Annotated in this window: 16 protein-coding genes; 2 read left to right on the top strand and 14 right to left on the bottom strand. The window is 28.4% G+C overall.

Annotated elements, in window-relative coordinates; all coding sequences use genetic code 11:
• Positions 1–112: 112 nt before the first annotated feature.
• Complete coding sequence (locus tag AVBRAN12637_RS05445; RefSeq protein ID WP_336615464.1) at positions 113–1,726, top strand: SulP family inorganic anion transporter; 1,614 nt, start codon at positions 113–115, stop codon at positions 1,724–1,726.
• A gap of 114 nt (positions 1,727–1,840) precedes the next feature.
• Here the strand turns inward: AVBRAN12637_RS05445 and flhB are convergent, their stop codons facing one another.
• From flhB to AVBRAN12637_RS05385, 12 genes are all read right to left on the bottom strand, one after another.
• The gene (gene flhB, locus AVBRAN12637_RS05440) at positions 1,841–2,896 is read right to left on the bottom strand and encodes a flagellar biosynthesis protein FlhB (RefSeq protein WP_214117411.1); all 1,056 of its coding nucleotides are present in this window, start codon (positions 2,894–2,896) and stop codon (positions 1,841–1,843) included.
• Entirely contained in the window at positions 2,896–3,726 is an 831-nt protein-coding gene (nadC, locus tag AVBRAN12637_RS05435; RefSeq protein ID WP_239803008.1) for a carboxylating nicotinate-nucleotide diphosphorylase, read from the bottom strand. The genes flhB and nadC overlap by 1 nt, the downstream gene beginning before the upstream one ends.
• A complete protein-coding gene (gene dapE, locus AVBRAN12637_RS05430) occupies positions 3,716–4,840 on the bottom strand; it encodes a succinyl-diaminopimelate desuccinylase (protein ID WP_336615463.1) in 1,125 nt (374 codons plus the stop codon). Before dapE ends, nadC begins: the two co-directional genes overlap by 11 nt.
• Complete coding sequence (locus AVBRAN12637_RS05425; RefSeq protein WP_336615462.1) at positions 4,833–6,635, bottom strand: EAL domain-containing protein; 1,803 nt, start codon at positions 6,633–6,635, stop codon at positions 4,833–4,835. Before AVBRAN12637_RS05425 ends, dapE begins: the two co-directional genes overlap by 8 nt.
• Positions 6,636–6,643: 8 nt before the next feature.
• Positions 6,644–8,830 carry an endonuclease MutS2 gene (locus AVBRAN12637_RS05420; RefSeq protein ID WP_336615461.1) on the bottom strand — a complete coding sequence of 729 codons (2,187 nt, stop codon included), beginning with the start codon at positions 8,828–8,830 and terminating at the stop codon, positions 6,644–6,646.
• Entirely contained in the window at positions 8,814–9,749 is a 936-nt protein-coding gene (locus tag AVBRAN12637_RS05415) for a tRNA dihydrouridine synthase (protein WP_214117402.1), read from the bottom strand. The genes AVBRAN12637_RS05420 and AVBRAN12637_RS05415 overlap by 17 nt, the downstream gene beginning before the upstream one ends.
• Positions 9,727–10,737 carry a hypothetical protein gene (locus tag AVBRAN12637_RS05410; protein ID WP_336615460.1) on the bottom strand — a complete coding sequence of 337 codons (1,011 nt, stop codon included), beginning with the start codon at positions 10,735–10,737 and terminating at the stop codon, positions 9,727–9,729. The genes AVBRAN12637_RS05415 and AVBRAN12637_RS05410 overlap by 23 nt, the downstream gene beginning before the upstream one ends.
• A gap of 9 nt (positions 10,738–10,746) precedes the next feature.
• Complete coding sequence (locus tag AVBRAN12637_RS05405) at positions 10,747–11,199, bottom strand: 23S rRNA (pseudouridine(1915)-N(3))-methyltransferase RlmH (protein ID WP_214117400.1); 453 nt, start codon at positions 11,197–11,199, stop codon at positions 10,747–10,749.
• Positions 11,196–12,029: an acetyl-CoA carboxylase, carboxyltransferase subunit beta gene (accD, locus tag AVBRAN12637_RS05400; protein ID WP_214117399.1), complete on the bottom strand. Its 834-nt coding sequence runs from the start codon at positions 12,027–12,029 to the stop codon at positions 11,196–11,198. Before accD ends, AVBRAN12637_RS05405 begins: the two co-directional genes overlap by 4 nt.
• A gap of 9 nt (positions 12,030–12,038) precedes the next feature.
• Positions 12,039–14,306, bottom strand: coding sequence for an outer membrane protein assembly factor BamA (gene bamA, locus AVBRAN12637_RS05395; protein ID WP_214120063.1), 2,268 nt, complete (start codon positions 14,304–14,306; stop codon positions 12,039–12,041).
• A gap of 96 nt (positions 14,307–14,402) precedes the next feature.
• On the bottom strand, positions 14,403–15,764 hold the full coding sequence (gdhA, locus tag AVBRAN12637_RS05390) for an NADP-specific glutamate dehydrogenase (protein ID WP_214117397.1): 1,362 nt from the start codon (positions 15,762–15,764) through the stop codon (positions 14,403–14,405).
• A gap of 145 nt (positions 15,765–15,909) precedes the next feature.
• Positions 15,910–17,289, bottom strand: coding sequence for a TrkA C-terminal domain-containing protein (locus AVBRAN12637_RS05385; protein ID WP_214117396.1), 1,380 nt, complete (start codon positions 17,287–17,289; stop codon positions 15,910–15,912).
• A 30-nt stretch (positions 17,290–17,319) separates the two neighbouring features.
• Here AVBRAN12637_RS05385 and AVBRAN12637_RS05380 point away from each other — a divergent pair, with 30 nt between their 5' ends.
• Complete coding sequence (locus tag AVBRAN12637_RS05380; RefSeq protein ID WP_214120062.1) at positions 17,320–18,519, top strand: tRNA guanosine(34) transglycosylase Tgt; 1,200 nt, start codon at positions 17,320–17,322, stop codon at positions 18,517–18,519.
• Between the two features lie 24 nt (positions 18,520–18,543).
• On the opposite strand, the gene AVBRAN12637_RS05375 is transcribed toward AVBRAN12637_RS05380, so the two are convergent.
• On the bottom strand, positions 18,544–20,556 hold the full coding sequence (locus tag AVBRAN12637_RS05375) for an ATP-dependent helicase (protein WP_239803002.1): 2,013 nt from the start codon (positions 20,554–20,556) through the stop codon (positions 18,544–18,546).
• Positions 20,553–22,250: a M3 family oligoendopeptidase gene (locus AVBRAN12637_RS05370; RefSeq protein ID WP_336615459.1), complete on the bottom strand. Its 1,698-nt coding sequence runs from the start codon at positions 22,248–22,250 to the stop codon at positions 20,553–20,555. Before AVBRAN12637_RS05370 ends, AVBRAN12637_RS05375 begins: the two co-directional genes overlap by 4 nt.

Raw genomic sequence — 22,250 nt, 5'->3', positions numbered from 1 at the left:
TAGTATTTATACATAGTATTAATAGAATAATTAGAAATTACGATTTAGTATAAAAGCTAGTTTTAAAACAATCATTGATATGATTAACAAAATATACCTAAGGAATGTTTTGATGAAAAGCTATTTTCAAGATTTAAGACTAGAATTTACCGAATATAACAAGATGAAATTATTACAAGATTTAATGGCTGGTGCTACGGTTGCTGCTGTTGCTCTGCCTTTAGCGCTTGCATTTGGTGTTAGTAGTGGGGCAAGTGCAGCTTCAGGACTCATTACTGCTATTTTAGCTGGGTTTGTAATATCGTTATTTGGTGGAGCTTATTATCAAATATCAGGTCCAACCGGTGCAATGGCTGCTATTTTAATTGCCATAACTACTCAATATGGACTAACAGGTGTTTTTGTGGCTACTTTGATGGCTGGATTATTATTAATTTTTGCAGGATTATTTCATTTTGGTAGAGTGATTGCATTTATTCCTATGCCTGTAATTACAGGTTTTACTTCAGGAATTGCTGTTATTATTGCTTTAGGTCAAATTGATAATTTATTAGGTGTTAAAGCTAGTGGAATTACAACTTTAGAAAAAACAATAAATTATTTTAAAATGGATTTAGATATTAATTATATTTCAGTTTTTATATGTATTTTCGTAATAGTTTTTATGTTAGCTTATCCTAAAAAATATCAAAAATACGCTCCTGCTTCATTAATTGCATTGATAGTCGCTACATTAATAAGTGTAATTTTTTCATTAGATATTCAAAGAATAGGGGTAATTCCTACTAACATAATCTTAGATGATAGGTTTGCTTTTAGTGATTTTGATATTTTACACTTAAAAGAATTGATAACTCCTGCAATAAGTATTGCTTTATTGGGTATGATAGAGAGCTTATTATGTGGTGCAAGTGGTGGTAGAATGGTTGGTGTTAGACTTAAATGCGATAGAGAATTAATAGCTCAAGGCTTAGGCAATATTTTAGTTCCTTTTTGCGGTGGAGTTCCTGCGACTGCTGCTATTGCTAGAACTAGCGTGGCTATTAAGTCTGGTGCTGTTACTAGGCTTACTGGTATATTTCATTCTATAATTTTATTGGTATCTATGCTTGTTTTAGCACCGATTATGAGTTTAATTCCACTTAGTGCGTTAGCTGGAATTTTATTTGTAACTGCATTTAGAATGAATGAGTGGCATACTATTAAATATTTTTTTAAAAATAGATTTAAAGGTGCTTTAGTTCAGTTTTTTGCAACTATGTTAGCAACTATTATTTTTGATTTAACAATTGCAATTTTAATAGGCGTGATTTTATCTTTAATGCTTTTAATGGTTCAGATTTCAAACTTAAAAATTAAATTTGATTATTTTGATAGTGAGAAATTTACTGATTTAAATTCTCCTTTACCACAACATATAAAACAAGCTGAAGTAATTTATATAATGGGAGCTATTATATTTTCTAATACGGATAAAATTTTAGAATTAACTAGCAGAATAAATTATAAAACAGCGATTATATTTTCTATGCGAGGGACAACTTATATGGATATTTCAGGAGCAAGTGCCTTTCTTGAAGTAATAGAAGCCATTAAAAAGCGAAAAATTCCCGTATTTATTGCAGGTGTTTCTCCTGATATCAAAGAAATTATGAAAAGAAGTGGTATTGTTGAAGCTATTGGAGTAGATAATTTTTATTGGAGCGTTGAAATGACTATTAAATAGCTATTAAAACTATTTAAAAGTATTTTTCAAAATTATATTTGGCGATATTGTTTTTTTGATTTTATAAAGATTTTTGGTGCTTATATTTTGTATTGTGTTTAAAAAGAATTTAAATTATCTTCTACTCATTCTAGCAATTACGCCTAAGACTTCAGCCGTTGCTTTATATAATTCTACAGGGATTTCATCTCCTACTTCACAAATCTTATAAAGTGATCTTGCTAATTCTCTTTGCTCATATATTGGAATATCGTGTTTTTGTGCTATTTCACGGATTTTAAAGGCGATATTATCAACTCCTTTTGCTAATACCACAGGGGCTTTATGCTTTGTCCTATCATAAGCAATTGCGATTGAGTAATGAGTTGGGTTGGTAATTACCACATCAGCATTAGGGACATCTTGCATCATACGATTTCTTGCTGCTTGCATTTGGATTTGCCTAATTTTTGCCTTTACTTGCGGGTCTCCTTCCATTTGCTTGTATTCATCTTTAATCTCTTGCTTACTCATTCTAAGACCTTTAAAATACTGAAAACGAACTATAAAAATATCAAGTATTCCAAATACTAAAAATGAGCAAATAACGGCTGCAAAAAGGATTATGATTTTATCTCTTAACCACTCCATTTGTTTAATGAGTGGCAAAATTGCTAAATGGCTAAGTCCTGGCAAAAAGCTATATATAAAATACCCAACAATGCCGAAAATAACGCTAACTTTTAGAATGATTTTTACTAATTCTATTAGCTTTTTCATTGAAATTATATTTTTAATGCCCTTGATTGGATTGATTTTGCCAAAATTAGGCATTATGGGTTTGAGTGTAAAATTAAAGCCTATTTGCATAACATTTGCAATAATTCCAGCAATAGCAATTGCAATAGCAAGTGGTAATACCATTAATGTAAGCTCTAAAAGGGTTTTAATACCTATTTTATAAAGCAATTTATTATCAATTTCGCTACCTATTAAACTCTGATAATAAATGTATAAAGCCGTAATTCTTTCGTGCAGAAAATAAACCCAAAATAAAGCAAAGCCAAAACCAACGCAAAGAGTTATAAGTGCTGCCACATCTTGACTTTTAGCGACATTTCCTTCTTTTCTGGCGTCTTCTATCTTTTTATCTGTGGGTTCTTCTGTCTTTTCTGCATCATCAGCCATAATTATTCACCAAGTCTTATAGAAAAATCAACCCAAGTAGCCTTATAAATATTTGAGCCTGAACTTACTACATCAACTCCGCTTTTAGCATATTCAACTATGGTGTTTTCGTTAATATCCCCACTAGCTTCTAAGATAACTTTAATGCCTAAACTATCTCTTAATTTTACTATATTAGCACACTCACTAGGGCTCATATTATCAAGTAAAATCGCATTTACATTAGCTTCTAAAGCAGCCTTTACTTGTTCGATTGTATCGCACTCAATTTCAATTGGAGTGTAATATGGGATTTTGCTTTTTAGCTCTTTTATAAAAGATTTTAAATCCTTTACTCCAAGCAAATGAGTATCTTTTAGCATTATACAATCATCTAAACCTAAACGATGATTTTGCCCACCACCACAACGAATTGCGTATTTTTCAAACACTCTTAATCCAGGTCTTGTCTTTCTAGTATCAAGCAAAGCTACATTATAATCTTTTATTAAAGCTTTCATTGAAGCAACTTTTGTAGCAATCCCTGATGCGTGTTGAATAAAATTAAGTATGGTTCGCTCACTCATTAATAAAGTAGTTTTTAAGGTTTTAAATTTTGCTAAAATATCGCCTTTTTTAAAGCTCTGTCCATCTTTTATAAATAATTCATATTCAATATTTTGCATTTTACAAATCTCTTTAAAATAAGGCTCGCCAGCAAAAACCCCATCACTTTTAGCCTTAAGATTTGCTTTTATTATTTCATTATTTTCAAGTTGTGAGAATAAATCTCCCCTACCTAAATCATCATTTAATTCTTTTTTAATAAGTTCAATTTCACTATTAATTAACATTATTTGCCTCCATTAAGTTTAAAAACTCTAAAAATGTATTACTTAAAGCTACAACTTCACTAAAAGGCACGCTTTCATTTGCTGCATGGATTTTATCATTTACTACGCCTAATTCACAGACTAAAACGCCATATTTTGCAAATAATCTAGCATCACTAGTGCCGCCTTTTGCGTTTAAGCTAGTATTGAAAATACCTTGATTTTCTAAGGCTTTTTTAAGAGTTTTTACAAGTATTGAATTAGCGTCTGTATAAAATGGCTCTGAACTTTGTTTGATTTCTAATTCATAATCTAAATTCTTTAAATTTTCTCTTAAAAAATCTTCTAAATCTTGCTTGCTTGTAAGTGGAGAATTTCTAACATTCAGCATAATTTTAAACTCACTAGGAGTTACATTTGATGCACCAATTCCTGCACTTAAATTAGTAATTACTATTTTACTTGGTTCAAAAAACTCATTGCCATTATCTAAATCAAATCCTGAAATTTTAGCTAAAAACGAAGCCCCTAAATGAACGGGATTTTTACATTTTGATGGATAGGCTGCATGACCTTGGGTTCCTAATATTTTTATATTTGCGTGAATACTACCCCTACGACCAACTTTTATACTATCACCAAATTCTTTTTCGCAAGTTGGCTCGGCAACTATGCACATATTAGGCAAATCATTTCTTTTATCTAATTCTTCTAAAACCTTGATAATTCCATCTTTACCATCGCCTTCTTCATCGCTTGTTAAAACAATGCTGATTTTTCTTATATTTTTAATATCGTTTTTGCTAAATTCTTTAATTGCATACAAAAATGCTGCAACGCCACTTTTCATATCTTGAGTGCCACGCGCTATTATTAAATCATCTTTTATAGTTGGTAAAAACGGCTCACTTTCCCAGCCATTTCCACTAGGAACTACATCAATATGTCCGCAAAAACAAATATGCAAACCAACTTTGTTAAATTCTTTGCTTAAGATTTGATTTGTAGTATTATTTATAGCTATGATTTCATTATCAAAATTAGATAAAAACTCACTTGTAATTTTATAACAATTCTTAGCATCAGGAGTAACACTAGCTTCTTTTAAAAGGTCTATAAATAATTTTTTAAGCATTTTTTTCCTTTAAATGATAAAAGTCTAAATCAATTTCTTCTTGAGTAAAAGTTGGACTTGGTTTTCCTAAATAAAATCCTTGAAATTCATCAACACCAATTTCAATACATTTTTTAAATATCTCTTCTGTGCTTACAAATTCTGCAACGGTTTTAATGCCTAGAGATTTTGAGAATAAAACTATAGTTTTGACTATTTTTTCGCTTTTTTCATCTTTTGTAATTTTTTCTATAATACTTCCATCTATTTTAATATAATCAGGCATTAATTCTAATAAATACGAAAAATTACTAAATCCACTACCAAAATCATCTAATGCGATTTTGCAGCCTAATTCTTTCACTCTTTTTAAGAAGTCTTTTATTTTTTCATTTTGTGAAATATTCTCATCTTCTAATACTTCAATAATTAAGCGATTAGCAACCCCTGTTCTTCTTAAAAGATTTATGAATTTATTATTTTTAGCACTATCAATCATATCTCTTCCGCCAAGATTTACACATAAAACAATGTCTTGATTTTCAACTAGAGTTTGAACAACTTTTTCTATCACAAAATTTTCAATAATTTCGTATTGTTTCATTTTAATTGAAACTGCTAAAAAAGCACCTGGAGTTATTACATCAGTTCCTTCAGGAGTTTTTTTGACAATTCTTACTAAAGATTCAAATTTAGTAATATTTTTATCTTTATCAAAAATAGGTTGGAAAAAAGGTAAGATTTCGTCTTTTGCTATTGCGCTTTGAATTGATTTTGCTGTGCTTAGTTGATGGAAATATTCTTTTTCTTCATCTATAAATTTAGAATAACAAACGAAATTCTTATTATCTCTTTTTGCTCTTTTTAGTGCAATAAATGCTTTTTTAAGGGTGTTTTCATTTTCTAAACAAAGTCCCATTGTAAGCGTTAAAACTATGCTAGCTATTTGGTGATTATACTCTATTGTTAAATCTTTATTTTTAAGCTCTTGCATAAGCTCTGTTACTAATTCTTCATATCGTTGTTCATCTTCAATACTATCTTCTAAAAGTGCAAACAAATCCCCATCAAGCTTATAGACTTCTAAGTGGTTTTCATCAGCAAAATCGCTCATAATTAAGGCAATATGTTTTAATAAATCATCAGCCGTATTAGCGTCAAAATAATCATTAATTTTTTTAAACTCATCAATATCAACTAATAATAATTTTGGATTTTTCATAAGAACGATTGATTTTTCTAAACTTCTTTTATTTTTTAGTTGAGTTAGCGGGTCTATACTTGCTTCAATTTCAAGTTTTTCTATTCTTTTAGTGTATGTGCTAATACTTCTTTGATATTGTGCTGAGATATGATTTTTTTGTTTATATAGAATATAGATTAAAATGAAAAAACAAATATTTAAAAGCACAGGTATGTAAAATTGGTAAAATCTAGAATTTGTAAGATAAAATTGGTTATTAAACCCATAATAAATTCCATTAATTAATTCGTAATATCTTATATTAAATTGATTTTTATCTACTTTGATAGCTTCGTAAAAATTATCATTTTTTGCTAGTTCTTTAATCTCTAATTCACTTAATTTTGGGCTATTATCATTTTTTAAGATAATTTTATTGTCTTGAATGATAAATTCGCTTAACATTTGAGAAGATTTTAATTCTTCTTTATTTATTAATGAATGAAAATAGCTTTCTGTAAATAATCTAACATAATTTCTAGAATCCATAAAAAGATAAAAATTAAGTAGAACAAAAACACCAATTAATAAATATAAAATATTTTTTATTTTTTTAAAATCCTTGTTTTCCATTTTTCAACCTACAATCTTATAATTTTAGCCCCAAATCCACCAGCATTTGCAGGTGCATCACAAAAGCTTTTTATACTCCTATTAGTTTTTAAATATTCTTTTACAGCATAAGCTAAGCGACCTGTTCCAATGCCGTGATATACGATAATCTCATCAAATCCAATTATTAGTGCGTCTGAAATAAATTTATCTAATAATTCAATAGCTTCTTCGCTTCTTAATCCATGCAAATCTAATTTAGTGCTAGCATTGCTTACACTTTTTTCATAAGTTACTTTGCTAGAATTTGATTTAGGAATTTCGCCACTTCTTTTTAACATTGAAATATCAAGTTTTAATTGTAGCATATCAGTTTGCACGGTTGCTATATTTTTATTTAAAGCTATGATTTTGCCTTTAATTTTTTCGTATTTTACAAAATCTCCTATTTTAAATTCTTCTCTTTTAACGCTTTCTGGTTTTATTTGCTGCTTTAATACATTTGCTGCATTAATTTGTCTTTGTTTGTCTTTTAAATCAGAAAAATCAAGAGTTTTTTTAGCCGCATTTATTGCTTTAAAATATTCATTTTCTAATTCATTTTTGCGTTTTTTGTATTCTTCAATTAATTTATTTTCTTTATCTTTTAGGCTTTCTAAGAGATTGTTTAATTTATTTTCTTTTTTTTCGTTGTTTGCAATTAGCATTTTAAGTTTTGCATCAAGTTCTAGGTTTTTATTTAGCATTTCATTTATATTTTGCTCAGCTTCGCTAGAGCTTTTTCTAGCAAGTTCAACCAAACTAGCACTTATTCCATATCTTAAAGCCGTCTCGTATGCGTATGATTTGCCTACAATTCCCGCTAAAAACTCATATTTAGGACGCTCATTTTTAATATCATATAAAGCTGCTAATAATTCTACTTTATCTTCTTTAGCAAGTAGCATTGCTAAGCGTTTGTGATGGGTTGTGATTATTAGTTTTCCGTGTTTTTTCAGCTCACAAATTAGGGTAAAAAATAATGAACTCGCTTCTTCAAAATCAGTTCCTAGCTCAATCTCATCAACCCCTAATAAGAAATTTTTCTTACCATTCATTTTAGCAAATGCTAACATTCTTCCTGCAAAAGTAGAAATATCATTTTTAGCCATTTGTGGGTCTTCAATAATGCTTATATATTCTTTGAAAGTGCTTATGTGAGATTTGTTTGCATTAATTCTCATAGGAACTAGATATTTTGTCATAAAACTAGCAGCTAAAATGCTTTTAAGTAGCATTGATTTTCCACCCGCATTTACACCTGTTATTAATAAAACTTGCTCTTTAAACTCTACGCTAACAGGTTTTGGATTATTTAAAGCGGGGTGGCAAAACTCACTTAAGATAATTTTATCATCATTACTTGGAGTTATGAAGTTTAAATCCTTCTTTTTAGCAAAATTAACCCTTGCAATATAGCTATCTATTAAATCAAATTCTTTATTTATGAACTTTAAAAACAATAAATGCTTAGATAAAATTTCACTAAATTGTTTTGCGTATTCAAATCTTTTAGCATCGGCTTCATTTTCTAATCTTTTTATGACTTGTTTGTAGTTTAAAATACTGCTAGGTTCTACATAAAATCCACCACCACTACTTCTTGCAACAATACTAGCATCAAGCACTTTAGCAAATCCGCCCCTAACCAATAAGCATTCAGTATTTGATATAAAATGTATTTGAGTATCTATTAAATAGCTTTCAAGTGATTTTGAGTTTAACAGGCTTCTTAGATTTTGATTTATGCTTTGGTTTAATTCTTTGATTTTGATTTTTATACTTTGTAAAAGCTCATCTTTTTCTTCATCAAATACATCATCTTTAAAATATTTTAATATATTTTCAATTTCATTAGGAATTATGATTTTTTCAAGGTATTTTTTAAAAGAATTTGAAAACGGAATTTGAAATAAGTATTTAAAATAATTTAAAATCTTTACAAATTCTTCTATCTCATCAAGGTGTAAAATGCCTTTTTTGCTAAGATGATTTAATGCTTTGCTTAAATCTTTTACGCTTTTTAATTCTTTTAATTCATATTCGCATAATTCATTAATTCTTGCTAGGTGTAAATTAGTATCCCCTTCAATAAATAAAGGTTTATTTCTAGCAAATAAAGCAAATAATTCATCTAAATATTCAACTAAATCAAGGTTTTTAATAATTTGTAGCATCAAAAAACTCTTTTATCGTATTTAGCATAATTTTAGGCTCATTAATTTTATTTACTTCATTTCTAAATTCACTCGCATTTGCTAAGCCTTTTGAATATTCGTGCAAGTGTTTTCTAAACAACGAACAAGCATAATCTTTGTATAAATCACACATAAATTCAAAATGCGTAAGTATGATTTCGCTTTTATTAATTTCATTAAATTTACCCTTAATTTGAGAGAAAATCCAAGGATTTCCAACAGCATTCCTTCCTATCATAAGCCCATCAGCATTGGTTTGTTCTAATACCATTTGATGGTTTTCATAAGATATATCGCCGTTTGCAATTATTTTGGTTTTTGCTAAAGATTTTGCTAGTTTTATAGCGTTATAATCTACCTTAGCACTATACATTCCCGCTCTAGTTCTTCCGTGAATACTTATAAAATCTAGTTCTAATTCGTTTAAAGCATTTATTATTTTTTCTATTTCGCACTCATTAAAACCAAGTCTTATTTTAACACTTGTTGTGCCTACTTTATTATTGGTTTTTATAATATCTAGGAGTGATTTTAGATTATCTAAGTCTTTAAGTAGTGCTGAACCTGCATTTTGCTTAATAACTTTATTTACAGGACAGCCACAATTAAAATCAATCCCGTGAATGTTTTCTTCTTTATTTATAATCTCAACTGCTTTTTTTATAATTTCTTTATTTGAACCTGCAATTTGAGCTATAAAAGGTCTTTCGCTTTTATCTTTTTCTAACATAGTTAAAGATTTTTCACTCTCATAAACAAGAGCGTTTGAACTAATCATTTCGCTAATTGTTACATCACAATCAAATCTTTTAACAAGTCTTCTAAAGGCAAGATCGCTAAGACCTGCCATTGGTGCTAGAAATAAGGGCTTAGAATTAGCAAATAAGTTTATCAACATCGTAAGTTTTACCTTGTTCTTTTAAAAATACAATTAATTTAAAATCTTCTAAATCAGCTTCGCTACCATAAATTTCTTCTATTAATTCATCAAATAATGCAAGTTTTGCAAGTATATATAAATACGCTCTAAATGCGTTATCTTTTTCATTTTTTAGTTTTAAAAAGATTGCTTTTAGGCTATTTGGCTCAATTTTTGCAAATAATTCTTTTGCAAAATCTAAATATTCGCCTTCTTCAAAATTATCATTAAAAATTAAAACTTCTAATTCAGCATTGCTAAGACTTAAATCATCATTAGCAAATCTATTTAAAAGGATTTTAATATCTTCTTTGCTTTTTTGAATTTTTAGTGTTTTAATATTTGCATAAATGCCGTTTAAAATTAGATTATTGTAGGCACTTAGGCTGATTTCATCTTGAATTTCTTCTTGATTTTTTAGTAAGTTATAAGCGTAATTTAAATCATTTTTAGCTTTATTTGCTTCGTTTTTTAAATAAATTGTATTGTCTTTAGATAGTTTAAATGGTTTTAAATCACAGATTTCTCCATTTTCAACCATTGCTTTTATAGCTATTGCATTATTTAATTTATCAGCACTTGTTCCTGCTTGATTGTAATAAAGTGATTTTACTAATTCACTAGCGTCTTGAAATTCTTTTGTTTTAAACTTGTAAATATTTTTTTTATCTAAAACTAAATCTTCTAAAAACATTTCAAATTTTTTACCATCTTTAATAAGTCTTTTTGTTGAAAAATGAAAAGAAATAAATGAAAAATAAAAATAAAGTAATGCAAATATAACATATATAACAAGTGGCATACAAACCCAAGTAAAGCTATCAAATTCAAATGTTTTTTGAAAATTGAAAATTCCTAAATTAATTACTCTTGTAGAGTTAAATAAATCATTAAAAAATATAACAATAATAAGTCCAATTAACATTAAATATAAAATAGAATAAATTAAAAAATTTCTAATTTTCATAACAATCCTTTACTTATGATAAGGGTGATTTGAATTTATACAAAAACCCCTATAAATTTGTTCTAACAATACAATCCTTGCAATTTCATGTGAAAATGTAAGTTTTGAAAAACTCAATACATAATCACATTCATTTAAAAACTCATCATTAAATCCAAAAGCTCCACCTACAAAAAAATTAATCTCATTTTTATCTTGCAATAACTTAGCAAATTCAATACTATCAATGCTCTTGCCCCTTTCACTTAAAGCTATACTAAAAGTTTTTTTATAAGGCATATAAGCTTTTGCATATTCTATTCTAGCTTCATTTGAGCCCAAATCTTGTGCTTTTGCGATTTGTTTTGAAAATACATTATTTAGATTAAGTTTTGAAAATTGATTTATTAATTTTATAAATCTATTTTCAAATTCGCTTAATTTTTCTAATTTTTTTTGAATAAAATAAATATTTATATTCATTTAAAATATCGTAAAAAATCACTTAAAAATTCACGCTGATTAGCTCTTGGAACAATAGAATCAATAAGTCCATGCTCTAATAAAAACTCAGCACTTTGAAATCCTTCAGGTAAATCAGCTCCTATAGTTTGCTTAATAACTCTAGCACCAGCAAAGCCAATTTGTGCCATAGGTTCAGCAATTACAATATCTCCAAGCCAAGCAAAAGACGCTGATACTCCACCAAAAGTAGGGTTAGTTAAAATTGATATATAAGGAAGTCTTTCTCTAGCAAGTAATTTTAATGCAGCTGATGTTTTTGCCATTTGCATAAGTGAATATGTGCTCTCTTGCATTCTAGCACCACCACTTGCACTAATTATTATAAGCCCTTCTTTTTTTTGCATAGCGCGTTGAACTGCACGAACGATTTTTTCGCCTTCAACACTTCCTAGCGAACCACCCATAAAAGAAAAGTCAAACACACATAATTGAACGCCAATTCCACCGATTTTGCATTCTCCTGAAATTACCGCACTCGTTCTGCCTGTTTTTTCTTCGCTTTCGTTTAAGCGTTTTTTATAGCTTTTTGAATCTACGAATTTTAATGGGTCATTAGCTCTTAAAGTTTTATCATATTCAATAAAACTTCCTTCATCAACTAGCATTTCTATTCTTTCATTAGGGCTTATTTTCATATGTAAGCCACACTTAGGGCATACATTAAAGCAACTTGCAACTTCTTTATAATACATTAAAGCATGACAATTATCACATTTTACCCAGTGATTTGGTGCTTCATTTGGCTTTGATTGTGTTCTTCTAATTTTAAAAATATCTGCAAAACTCATTCTTATCTCCTAAAATTGACTTCCTATGCTAAATTCAAATGTATTTGTTTTATCCCCTGATTTTTTATCAATAGGTTTTGAGAATACAAACACTAATGGTCCCATTGGTGTGCTCCAATCAAGACTAATTCCTGCACTTTGTCTTTTAATCTCATTTAATTTTTTTTCGCCTATCATACCATAATCATAAAAAATTGAACCACGAAGTTTTAATTTATTAATTAATGGGAAATTGATTTCTACACTAGAATTAAGTGAAATCGCTCCACCTTTATCGTAAGGATAAGCAATTACTCCGTTTCCTAATTTATCTACTTTAGTGTGAGTATTTGTATCATAATATCCAATACCCCTTGGAGTTATGCTATCACTTTCATATCCTCTAACACTTCTTAAACCACCAAGATATAATCTTGAGTTAATTGGTGTATCTTTATAATTAAATAATTTATTAAATGATGTTCTAAATCTAAAAATTAAATCAGTGTCAAAATCTTCTTTTAAACCTTTATAATATTTAAAATCAAAGGCAAATTTTTTATATTTTTGGTCTCCCCCAAGCCCTGCATAAGTAAATGCTGCTCTACTATAAATACCACTTCTTGGTAAGTAAAAATCATCAGTATTATCAAAATATAAATATGGAGTTATAGCTGATTTTCTTGATTTGCCTAATTTTTCACCACTTGCAATCATTTCAATAGTTGCTTTTCTTAAATCACTTTGCTCGTAATTATAAATAGCTCCAATTCCCCAAAATCTAGCTAATTCTCTACCAATGCTAAGTTCTAAACCATTATTGTATTCTTCATAAGTATCCCAATCTCTTTTGTAGCTATATATATCAAAGCCTGTTGAGTATTTAGAATCAAATATCCTAGGATTGTTTAAAAAGATTTTACCAGTTACATCTTTATCTGATTTTTCTAAATTAATCCCACCATACATTCCGCTACCTAAGATATTCCTATCGCTAACAGATGCGTTAATTAAGAATCCATCAGATGTGCTATAACCAATACCACCAGTAATTGAGCCTGTTGATTTTTCTTTTACATCTACTAATAAATCAATATCTCCCGTAAAGCTTGGTTTTGGAGTGATATTTACTTCTTCAAAATAACCGGTTTTTCTAAGTGCTATAATGCTATCATTTAAATCTGTTTTGTTAAATTGCATTCCTTCGGTTAAGAATAATTCTCTTCTTACTACTTTATCTAAAGATTTATCATTGCCTTTAATTATTACTTTACCAATATTGTATTTATTTCCTAGATTAACTCTAAAATAAATTTTTACAACTCCATCAGCATCATTTTTAGCAATATCAGGATAAACCTCTGCTAAAGCATATCCTTTATCTTGGAATTTGGTTTTAATTAATTCTATATCAGAACGAATTTTTTCTGAATTAATATATTTTCCTTTTTTGCTTCTTAAATCACTTAAGTTAAATTTCACTTCATTTTCTAGTGGGTTTTCTATTGTGATTTCTTCTATTTTATAGCGTTTGCCTTCGCTTATATAATAGGTTAATTCTGCTTTGTAAGTTTGCATATTAGCTTCTAAATAAGGATTTGATACATTAGCATCAAGATAGCCTTTTTTCATATATTCATCTTTAATTCTAGCAGGGTCGTTTGGTAGTTCGGTTGAGTATAATTTACCATCATTAAATCCCCAAAACCAACCCAATAGTTCTTTTTCTTTATTTGCTATTACAGGGTCAAAATCACTATAGTCTAATTTTTTAGCACCTATTAAATTAACTTTTTTAATTGTTATGATTTCGCCTCTATTTATGTTGAAATTTAATACAACAGCATTATTTTCAAGCTCTTGAGTATCAACTTCAACTACGCTATCATAAAATCCACGAGATTGGTAGTATAGAATTATTTTTTCTTTTGCTTCTTCTATTTTTCTATCATTATAAGCTTCGCCTTTTTTAATACTTAAAAACGATTCTATTTGCTTTTTATCATTACTTGAAGTTCCTTTGATATTTACTTTTGCAATGAATTGTTTTTCTACAACATTAAATATTAGCTTTCCATTATTTTCATCAACATAAATATCATCAAAATATCCATAAGAAAAAAGGTTTTTAACCGCATCATTTATCTTATATATATTAACTTCATCATTAATTTTTAAATCCACAGCCTTTAAGGCTTGTTCTTTTGACAAGTGATATAAGCCTTTAAATTCAATATCACTTATTGTATTTGCATAAATCAAAGAACTAATAGCACTTACATATATAATTTTTTTCATATTTAACCTGATTTTTTGATTTTGAAGAAAGAATAATAATAAAAGAAAGTTAATATTAAGTTTGTAAAAAAAGCCCTAAAAATAGGGCTTTTCGGCTTAAATATAGCCTTGGTCTATCATAGCATCTGCAACTTTTTTAAAGCCTGCAATATTTGCTCCTGCTAATAAATTGTGTTCAAATCCAAATTCTTTAGCAGTATTTGCAGTTCTAGCGTAAATATCTTTCATAATCTTATGTAATTTTTCATCAACTTCGTTAAATGTCCAAGAAGTCATATTTGCATTTTGTTGCATTTCAAGCGCACTTGTAGCTACACCACCAGCATTTGCTGCTTTTGCCGGTGCATAATATATTTTGTTTTCTAAAATAAATTTTTGTGCATCAAGTGTGCAAGGCATATTAGCACCTTCAGCGATTAATTTACAGCCATTTTTATATAAGTTTTTCGCATCTATTAAGCTAAGTTCGTTTTGTGTTGCACAAGGGAAAGCATAATCACAAGGAATACTCCAAATTCCATTTGTTCCTTTTTCATAATTTACTTTAGATACAAAAACTGCACCTTTTTTGCGGTTAGCATAATCACTTACACGAAGTCTTAAGTTTTCTTTAATTTCTTTTAAAAGGTCTAAGTCAATTCCATCTTTATCATAAACATAGCCATCGCTATCGCTTACTGCAACAACTTTTGCTCCGTATTCATAAAGTTTTTCAATAGTATAAATAGCCACATTTCCACTACCTGAAACTACGCAAGTTTTTCCTTCAAAGCCTTCGCCTTTTTCTTTTAGCAATTCTTTTGAGAAATAAACCGTTCCATATCCTGTAGCTTCTTTTCTAACTAATGAACCGCCCCAGCTAATTTTTTTACCTGTTAAAGTTCCATCAAATTTAGAAGTAATTTTTTTATAAGCTCCAAACATATATCCAAGCTCTCTAGCACCAACGCCAATATCTCCAGCAGGTACATCGGTTGAATAGCCTATGTGTTTGCTAAGTTCGCTCATAAATGCTTGGCAAAATCTCATTATTTCAGCATCGCTTTTGCCTTTAGGGTCAAAATTAGCCCCACCTTTACCGCCGCCTATATAAAGTCCTGTTAAAGAGTTTTTAAAGATTTGCTCAAATGCTAAGAATTTTAAAATGTCAAGATTTACCGTAGGGTGAAATCTTAAACCACCTTTATAAGGTCCAAGAGCACTAGAAAATTGAACTCTGTAGCCAAAATGTGTTTGAGCTTTACCACTATCATCAATATATACAACTCTAAAAATAATTGTTCTTTCTGGCATTACTAGTCTTTGTAATACTGCGTGTTGTTCGTATTGCTTGTTGCTTTCTAGTAATGGTGTAACTGATTTTAAAACTTCAGTTGCACATTGTAAGAATATAGGTTGTCTAGATGAATAAGTTTTGATTAATTCAAGTGTTTCATTTACATAAGATTTTGCACTCATTTTTTCTCCTTTAAAAAATAAAAAAATATTATACAAAAAAAATTAAATTTATGATAAAAATTTTTGAAGAAAAATGTATGAAAAAAATTAATAAAAATTTGTGATTAATTTTTAGGAATTTAAAATGATTAAATTCCTAGAAGTTTTAAACTATTGGTATGAATAATTGATAATTATCGTCTAGTATTTCGTAAAGTTTTGAAAAATCATTAGATAAATATTTTAAAGTATTCGTTTTGATTATATGCTTTTCAAATCCTAAACAATGTATTATGTATGGATTAAATTTTAGCTCTAATAATGGGTTTTTGCTTTTGTATTCTACTAATTCTAAATTCTTATTAAAAAATTGTGATTGCATATTTATATGCTCTATTAAATCATCACTTACAGGATTTGCATTATCAAAATACATCATTTTTGCATTTAAATTAAGTATTAAAGAAATATCTAATAAAGTAGATGTTAAATTCTCCACTCTAAGAGAGCCTGAACCTATGCAAGCTATAGTATTTAGCTTTGCAAAATCTATTGTTCCTATTTTTAAAACAGGCATAGAACTATCATAAAAAGTTGCTATATTTTTTTTAAAAATTTCTTTACTTGTAATAAATAGTCCAGAATACATATTACAAAACTCTAAAACTACATTATTTACCGATATATCTTCATATTTAATATGGACTATTATTGTCTTTCTTTTAAGTTTCTTTAATTTTTCTAGGTCTTTATTTATTGTAGGATTTACTACATAAAAAATTAGTCTTGAACTATTAGATTTTGCGTGTAATAAAAGTGCTGTATTTATTAAATTGTCTATATTTTCATCAATTTTCATATCAATTACAACGCAAATACTATCTCCATAAGGGCTAGGAAATTGTCCTACCTGACCTTTAATCCTTGAAAACATTAGATTTAAAATATTTGGATCACCTACTAAAACTAGCTCATCATTTGCTAGAATTTGAGTATCGGGTTTTGGTAAAATTATTTCATTATCTCTATAAATTAATGCGATTTTATAAAATTCTTGCGCAATTGCATTTATATGTTTGTTTGCATAAATTGAGCCAACAGGAACAAATACTTGCATAATCTCGCCAATTCCAAGCCCAATATCTCTTGCTATCATTGGCATATTTGGCAAAATATCTATTAAATGATTTGTAGTCATTTCTTCTTGATTAATAAGAGTGCAAAAGCTATCATTTTCGTATTCTTTATTGTTTGATAACACTACAATTCTTACTCTTTTATCAATAAATCTTATAGCATCATAAGCAAGCCTTGTATCTAAATCATTATCAAATAATAAATATACAAGTTCAAGATTATTATTTACATAATTTTTAAGTCTTGCAGCATTTGTAGGGTCAATTTTAATATGAGTAAAACTATGCTTAAAATTAATATCATCTTGGCAAACGATTATATATTCTTTTGTGCTATCCTTAAACTTTGCAAGTTCTTTTAAGAAGTGATTTGCAACACAAACCTTAGCTAAAACTAATATTTTTTTCATAACAACTCCATTTTATAAAGGAAAATTATAATGAAATTTGATTTATATTCAACAGATAATAACGCTAGGCTTGGTAAAGTAAGCACAGCTCACGGGGAATTTAATACCCCTTGTTTTATGCCAGTAGGAACTCAAGGCTGCGTAAAAGCCCTAGATGCAACTGATATGCAAAGTCTAGGAGCAAAAATAATCCTAGCAAATACTTATCATACTTATTTAAGACCAGGTGCTGATTTGATAGCTAGACACGGCGGGCTACATAATTTTACTAAATTTAATGGAAGCTTTCTAACTGATAGTGGTGGATTTCAAGCCTTTTCACTAAGTAAAAATACAAAACATAGTGATGATGGAATTACCTTTAAAAGCCACATTGATGGGAGCTTGCATCATTTTACACCTGCAAGTGTTTTAAAAACAGAGTATTTATTAAATAGTGATATTTGTATGGTTTTAGATGATTTATGTGCTTTACCTGCTAGTGAAGAAAGGATTAAAGCAAGTCTTAAACGCACTATTTATTGGGCTAAACTCTCGCTTGAGATGAAAAAAGAATTTCAAAATACAGATGAAATTACCTTGCTTCAAAAATATTCAAAAGAGCTTTATAAAAGCGAGTTTAAAAAGCTTTATACAAATGAATTAAAAAGAGAGCAAAATATCTTTGCTATCGTTCAAGGTGGGACTAATCATACGCTAAGAAGTGAGTGTTTAAAAGGTATTTTAGATGCTGAAAACGAATACTATTTTGATGGACTTGCAATTGGTGGGCTAAGCGTTGGAGAGCCAAATGAATTAATGTATGAAACGGTAGAAAAACTAGCCCCACAAATGCCACAAAATCGCCCAAGATATTTAATGGGAGTTGGAACTCCGCTTGATTTGGTAGAAAATGTCGCTCGTGGGGTTGATATGTTTGATTGCGTTATGCCTACTAGAAATGCTAGAAATGGCACATTATTTACAAGTTTTGGCAAAATAAATATAAAGGCTAGTTTTATGAAAGATGATAATGAGCCAATTGATAAAAACTGCTCTTGTTATACTTGTAGAAACTATAGTCGTGCTTATGTTCATCATTTGTTTAAAGCTGGAGAGATTACATTTTTTCGCTTAGCAAGTCTTCATAATTTGCATTATTATTTAAATTTAATGAGTGAGATTAGAGAAAATATAGCTAATAAAACTTTTGCTAATTTTTATAAGAATTTTAAAGAGATTTATAAATAATATTAGTTTAAATACTAATATTATTTAAGCTAAACTTAGAAAGTCTTTATTGAGCTTTCTAATTTTTCCTTGAAAATTTACGCTAATTAAATTGCCTTCAATGGCAAGTATTTTTCCACTACCAAATAATTTATGATTTACTGCATTTCCTACTTTAAATTCATTAGTAGAATTATTTATAGTAGTATTGCTAGTATTTTTATACATAATTTCATTTACAAAAATACTTGGATTTGTATAATCATATTGTAAATAGAATTTATGTTTTGCCCTTGTCATCGCTACATAAGCTAATCTTCGCTCTTCTTCAATATCAAAAATACCCATAAAAGTGCAAGGCATTTTGCCACCATCACAATCAATTAAAAATACATATTCAAATTCTAATCCTTTACTAGCGTGAATAGTCATAAGATTAATTGCGTTATTATTTTCTTTTATTATTTGTTCTTGTAAGATGATTTTATTTAAAAAATTAGTAAGCTTAGCAATATCGGCATTAAAGCCGCATTCTCTTTTGATAATATCAAAAAATACCGAGCAGTTTTCAGCTCTCGATTTTGGATTATCAAATAAATTATGAACTTCAAGAGAAGCTAATTTATTTAAAAATAAAGCGAATTTATCTTGAGTTGTAGTATAAAGCTCTATAAATTCTTTAATTTCAATATTTTTAAAACTATCTAAATTATCTTTTAAACTTTCAAATAAAGATGGTTTTTTAGATAAATTCTCTAATTTTTCTAAGGCTTTTTCACCAAATTTTCTTTTAGGCATATTGATGATTTTTTTAAAGGCCAAGTTATCGTTAAAATCCACATAAAGTCTTAGATAATTTATGAGTAATTTAATTTCCGCTCTTTCGAAAAACGGAACAGAACCAATAACTTTATAAGGTATATTCTCACTAATTAATCTAGGCTCAATGAAATTTCCACTCATATTCATTCTATATAAAACACAGATTTCATTGTGCTTTACGCCTTTTTCTATAAGACTTTTAATCTCGTAAATTACTTCATAATAATTTTCTAATTTAGTAATATCTATATCAAATTCATTATTTGTAAATAGCTCTTTTCCATATCTTGTTTTATTGTTTGCTATTAAGCTATTTGCGTGATTTAATATGGTTTTTGTGCTTCTATAATTTTCTTCTAATTTAATGATTTTTGCGTCTTGAAAATCATCAGAAAATCCTAATATATTTTGTATTCTTGCGTGGCGAAATGAGTAAATACTTTGATCATCATCTCCAACTACAACGATATTTTGATGAGCTTTACATAATAATTTTAATAATTTTAATTGAGCTAAATTAGTATCTTGATACTCATCTACCATTATGTATGAATATTGATTGCTAATTTTTGTAGCTGTTGTTGGATTATTTTTTAAAATATCATGTGGCAGAATTATTAAATCATCAAAATCTATTAAATTATTGTATTCTAAAGCTTTTTCATAATCTAAATATATTTCGTGATTTTCATTTTCTAATTCAAATTCTAAGGTATTTTTAACCCTATCTATATAAGCCATAGCTTCGTTGGTTTTATTTCTTAAAAACTCTTTTTCATCTTTTAAGATTTCTTTATCTTTTTTATCCTTACTTAAAAAATTTATATCAGTTTTTCTAATTTTTTCTAAAACAAATTCTTTAATCATAGCTTTTTTATCATCAGTATCAATTAGTCTATAATTTTTCCTTCTTCTTCCATCTAATAATTCTATATATTCACTTAAAAACTCCATTCCAAAGCTATGAAATGTGCTTAAAATTGGTAAATTATTACTATAGCCTATTTCATTTAGCATTTTTATAGCTCTTTCTTTCATTGAAGCCGCGGCTTTATTTGTAAATGTAAGGCTTAAAATTGATTCAGGGCTAATTCCAACTTCACTTATTAAATAGACTAATCTGCTAATCATTGTTTGGGTTTTGCCAGTTCCAGCACCAGCTAAGATTAATAAACTTCCATCTACAAATGTAGCGGCTTGTTTTTGAGCAGGATTTAGTCTATCTAAATAATTCATTCGCAAAATTCCTTAACCATTTTAGCAATTTCATTAATTCCTAATTGCCAAAACTCATCACTATTTAAATCAAGTCCAAAAAGTCCTACCAATTCAGCCGGAGAGCGACTTCCGCCACTTGCTAAAAATTCTGTATAAAGCTCTACGAAATTAGCACATTTTTCACTCTTATAAAGCCCAAATAATGCTAAAACTAATAATTGTGCGTAAGAATACGCGTAGCAGTAAAACGGCGAATGGATAAAATGTGGGATATAGCTAAACCAATATTTGTATTTTTTGCGTAGTTTTACGCTACTACCAAACATTTTTTGTCCTTCAGCTAGCCATAAGTCGCAAAACTCATCAACACTTAATTCACCTTCGTGATTATGTAGAGCGATTTCGTAATTTGTAAAATTAATTTGTCTAAAAAATGTTGCGAATATATCTTCAATTTTACTTGCTAAAAGTGCTTTTTTATCCTTAGGACTAAGTGTATCTTTAATAGCGTCATAAACTAGCATTTCAGCAAAAACACTAGCAGTTTCAGCTGTAGTTAGTGGAGTGTTTGCATTAAAATACCCTAGATTTTCTCCTGCTAGACTTTGATGGATTAAATGCCCTAATTCGTGTGCTAAAGTGAATAAATCTCTTCTATTATTTGTATGATTTAGCATTACAAATGGTTGAGGATTTATGCCATAGCTAAATGCTCCACTACGCTTATTTTTAGCTGGATATACATCAAGGGCTTTATTATCAAGTGCTTTTTGCATAAGTTCAGCAAATTTTGGGCTAAATTTATTAAAAGTATCTTTTACAACTTTACAAGATTTCTCAAAATCCCAATCACTGCTAATATCAGCATAAAGTGGAGCGTATCTATCATAGTCTTTTAATTCTTTAAGACCTAGAATTTCACGCTTTTTATTGTAATAATTTTCTACTAAATGATAATTATTTTCGGCTGCTTTTATTAGGCTTTTTACACTTTCATCTTCAATTTGATTACTCAAATTCCTTGCTTGCATAGGATTTTCATAGCCCCTTAGCTCACATTCACTTAAGTGATTATTCTTAATCATATTAAAAATAAAGCATAGAGTTTTTATATTTTTCTTAAGTCCTTTTGTAAGTGCATCGGCTGCTCTTTTTCTTAAAGCTCTATCAGGGCTATAAAGCTTGCTTAATAGTTCTTCTTCGCTGATTTTTTTTAAATCAAGTTTAAAGGTAATATTACTTAAGTATTCATCAAATAATCTTGAAAATGCTTCTTTACCATTTATATTCATTTTCATAAATACTTGCTCGTTGCTTTTGCTTAATTGATATTTTTTAGCTTTTAGCCAATTATTTAGCATATATGAATATTTTTTACAATTATTTGCAATTTCTTGTGCGTTTTCTAATTCGCAAAACTCAATTTCAAAAAATACCAATTTACTTTCAATATTAGTGCAAATTGTGCTTATTTCTTGTAAAAACGCTCCATTTGCACTATCTTTTGCAAAATGTAAATACGCATAAGCTCCAGCACGGCTTAACTCATTATAAATGCTTTCTAATTTTGAAATGATATTTTCAAATTCTTTTTCATTTTTTAAATTATTTTCGTATTTTAAAGCAAAATCGTTTGCTTGATTTTCTAAATCTTTTAAAATTTTATATAATTCTTCTTTATTTTTATAAATTATGCTTAAATCCCATTCCAT

This window comes from Campylobacter sp. RM12637, from assembly GCF_020137645.1.
In the GTDB taxonomy this organism is placed as follows: domain Bacteria; phylum Campylobacterota; class Campylobacteria; order Campylobacterales; family Campylobacteraceae; genus Campylobacter_E.
The sequence above is the reverse complement of the archived record's forward strand: the minus strand, read 5'-3'. Positions and strand labels throughout refer to the sequence as shown.

Bases quoted from the DNA above. Each gene is read 5' to 3' on its own strand.
- AVBRAN12637_RS05370 (WP_336615459.1), bottom strand. From the start codon at position 22,250: ATGGAATGGGATTTAAGCATAATTTATAAAAATAAAGAAGAATTATAT.
- AVBRAN12637_RS05405 (WP_214117400.1), bottom strand. From the start codon at position 11,199: ATGAATATAAATATTTATTTTATTCAAAAAAAATTAGAAAAATTAAGC.
- nadC (WP_239803008.1), bottom strand. From the start codon at position 3,726: ATGTTAATTAATAGTGAAATTGAACTTATTAAAAAAGAATTAAATGAT.
- accD (WP_214117399.1), bottom strand. From the start codon at position 12,029: ATGAGTTTTGCAGATATTTTTAAAATTAGAAGAACACAATCAAAGCCA.
- dapE (WP_336615463.1), bottom strand. From the start codon at position 4,840: ATGCTTAAAAAATTATTTATAGACCTTTTAAAAGAAGCTAGTGTTACT.
- bamA (WP_214120063.1), bottom strand. From the start codon at position 14,306: ATGAAAAAAATTATATATGTAAGTGCTATTAGTTCTTTGATTTATGCA.
- AVBRAN12637_RS05415 (WP_214117402.1), bottom strand. From the start codon at position 9,749: ATGTTGATAAACTTATTTGCTAATTCTAAGCCCTTATTTCTAGCACCA.
- AVBRAN12637_RS05385 (WP_214117396.1), bottom strand. From the start codon at position 17,289: ATGAAAAAAATATTAGTTTTAGCTAAGGTTTGTGTTGCAAATCACTTC.
- AVBRAN12637_RS05420 (WP_336615461.1), bottom strand. From the start codon at position 8,830: ATGCTACAAATTATTAAAAACCTTGATTTAGTTGAATATTTAGATGAA.
- gdhA (WP_214117397.1), bottom strand. From the start codon at position 15,764: ATGAGTGCAAAATCTTATGTAAATGAAACACTTGAATTAATCAAAACT.
- AVBRAN12637_RS05375 (WP_239803002.1), bottom strand. From the start codon at position 20,556: ATGAATTATTTAGATAGACTAAATCCTGCTCAAAAACAAGCCGCTACA.
- AVBRAN12637_RS05410 (WP_336615460.1), bottom strand. From the start codon at position 10,737: ATGAAAATTAGAAATTTTTTAATTTATTCTATTTTATATTTAATGTTA.
- AVBRAN12637_RS05380 (WP_214120062.1), top strand. From the start codon at position 17,320: ATGAAATTTGATTTATATTCAACAGATAATAACGCTAGGCTTGGTAAA.
- AVBRAN12637_RS05445 (WP_336615464.1), top strand. From the start codon at position 113: ATGAAAAGCTATTTTCAAGATTTAAGACTAGAATTTACCGAATATAAC.
- AVBRAN12637_RS05425 (WP_336615462.1), bottom strand. From the start codon at position 6,635: ATGGAAAACAAGGATTTTAAAAAAATAAAAAATATTTTATATTTATTA.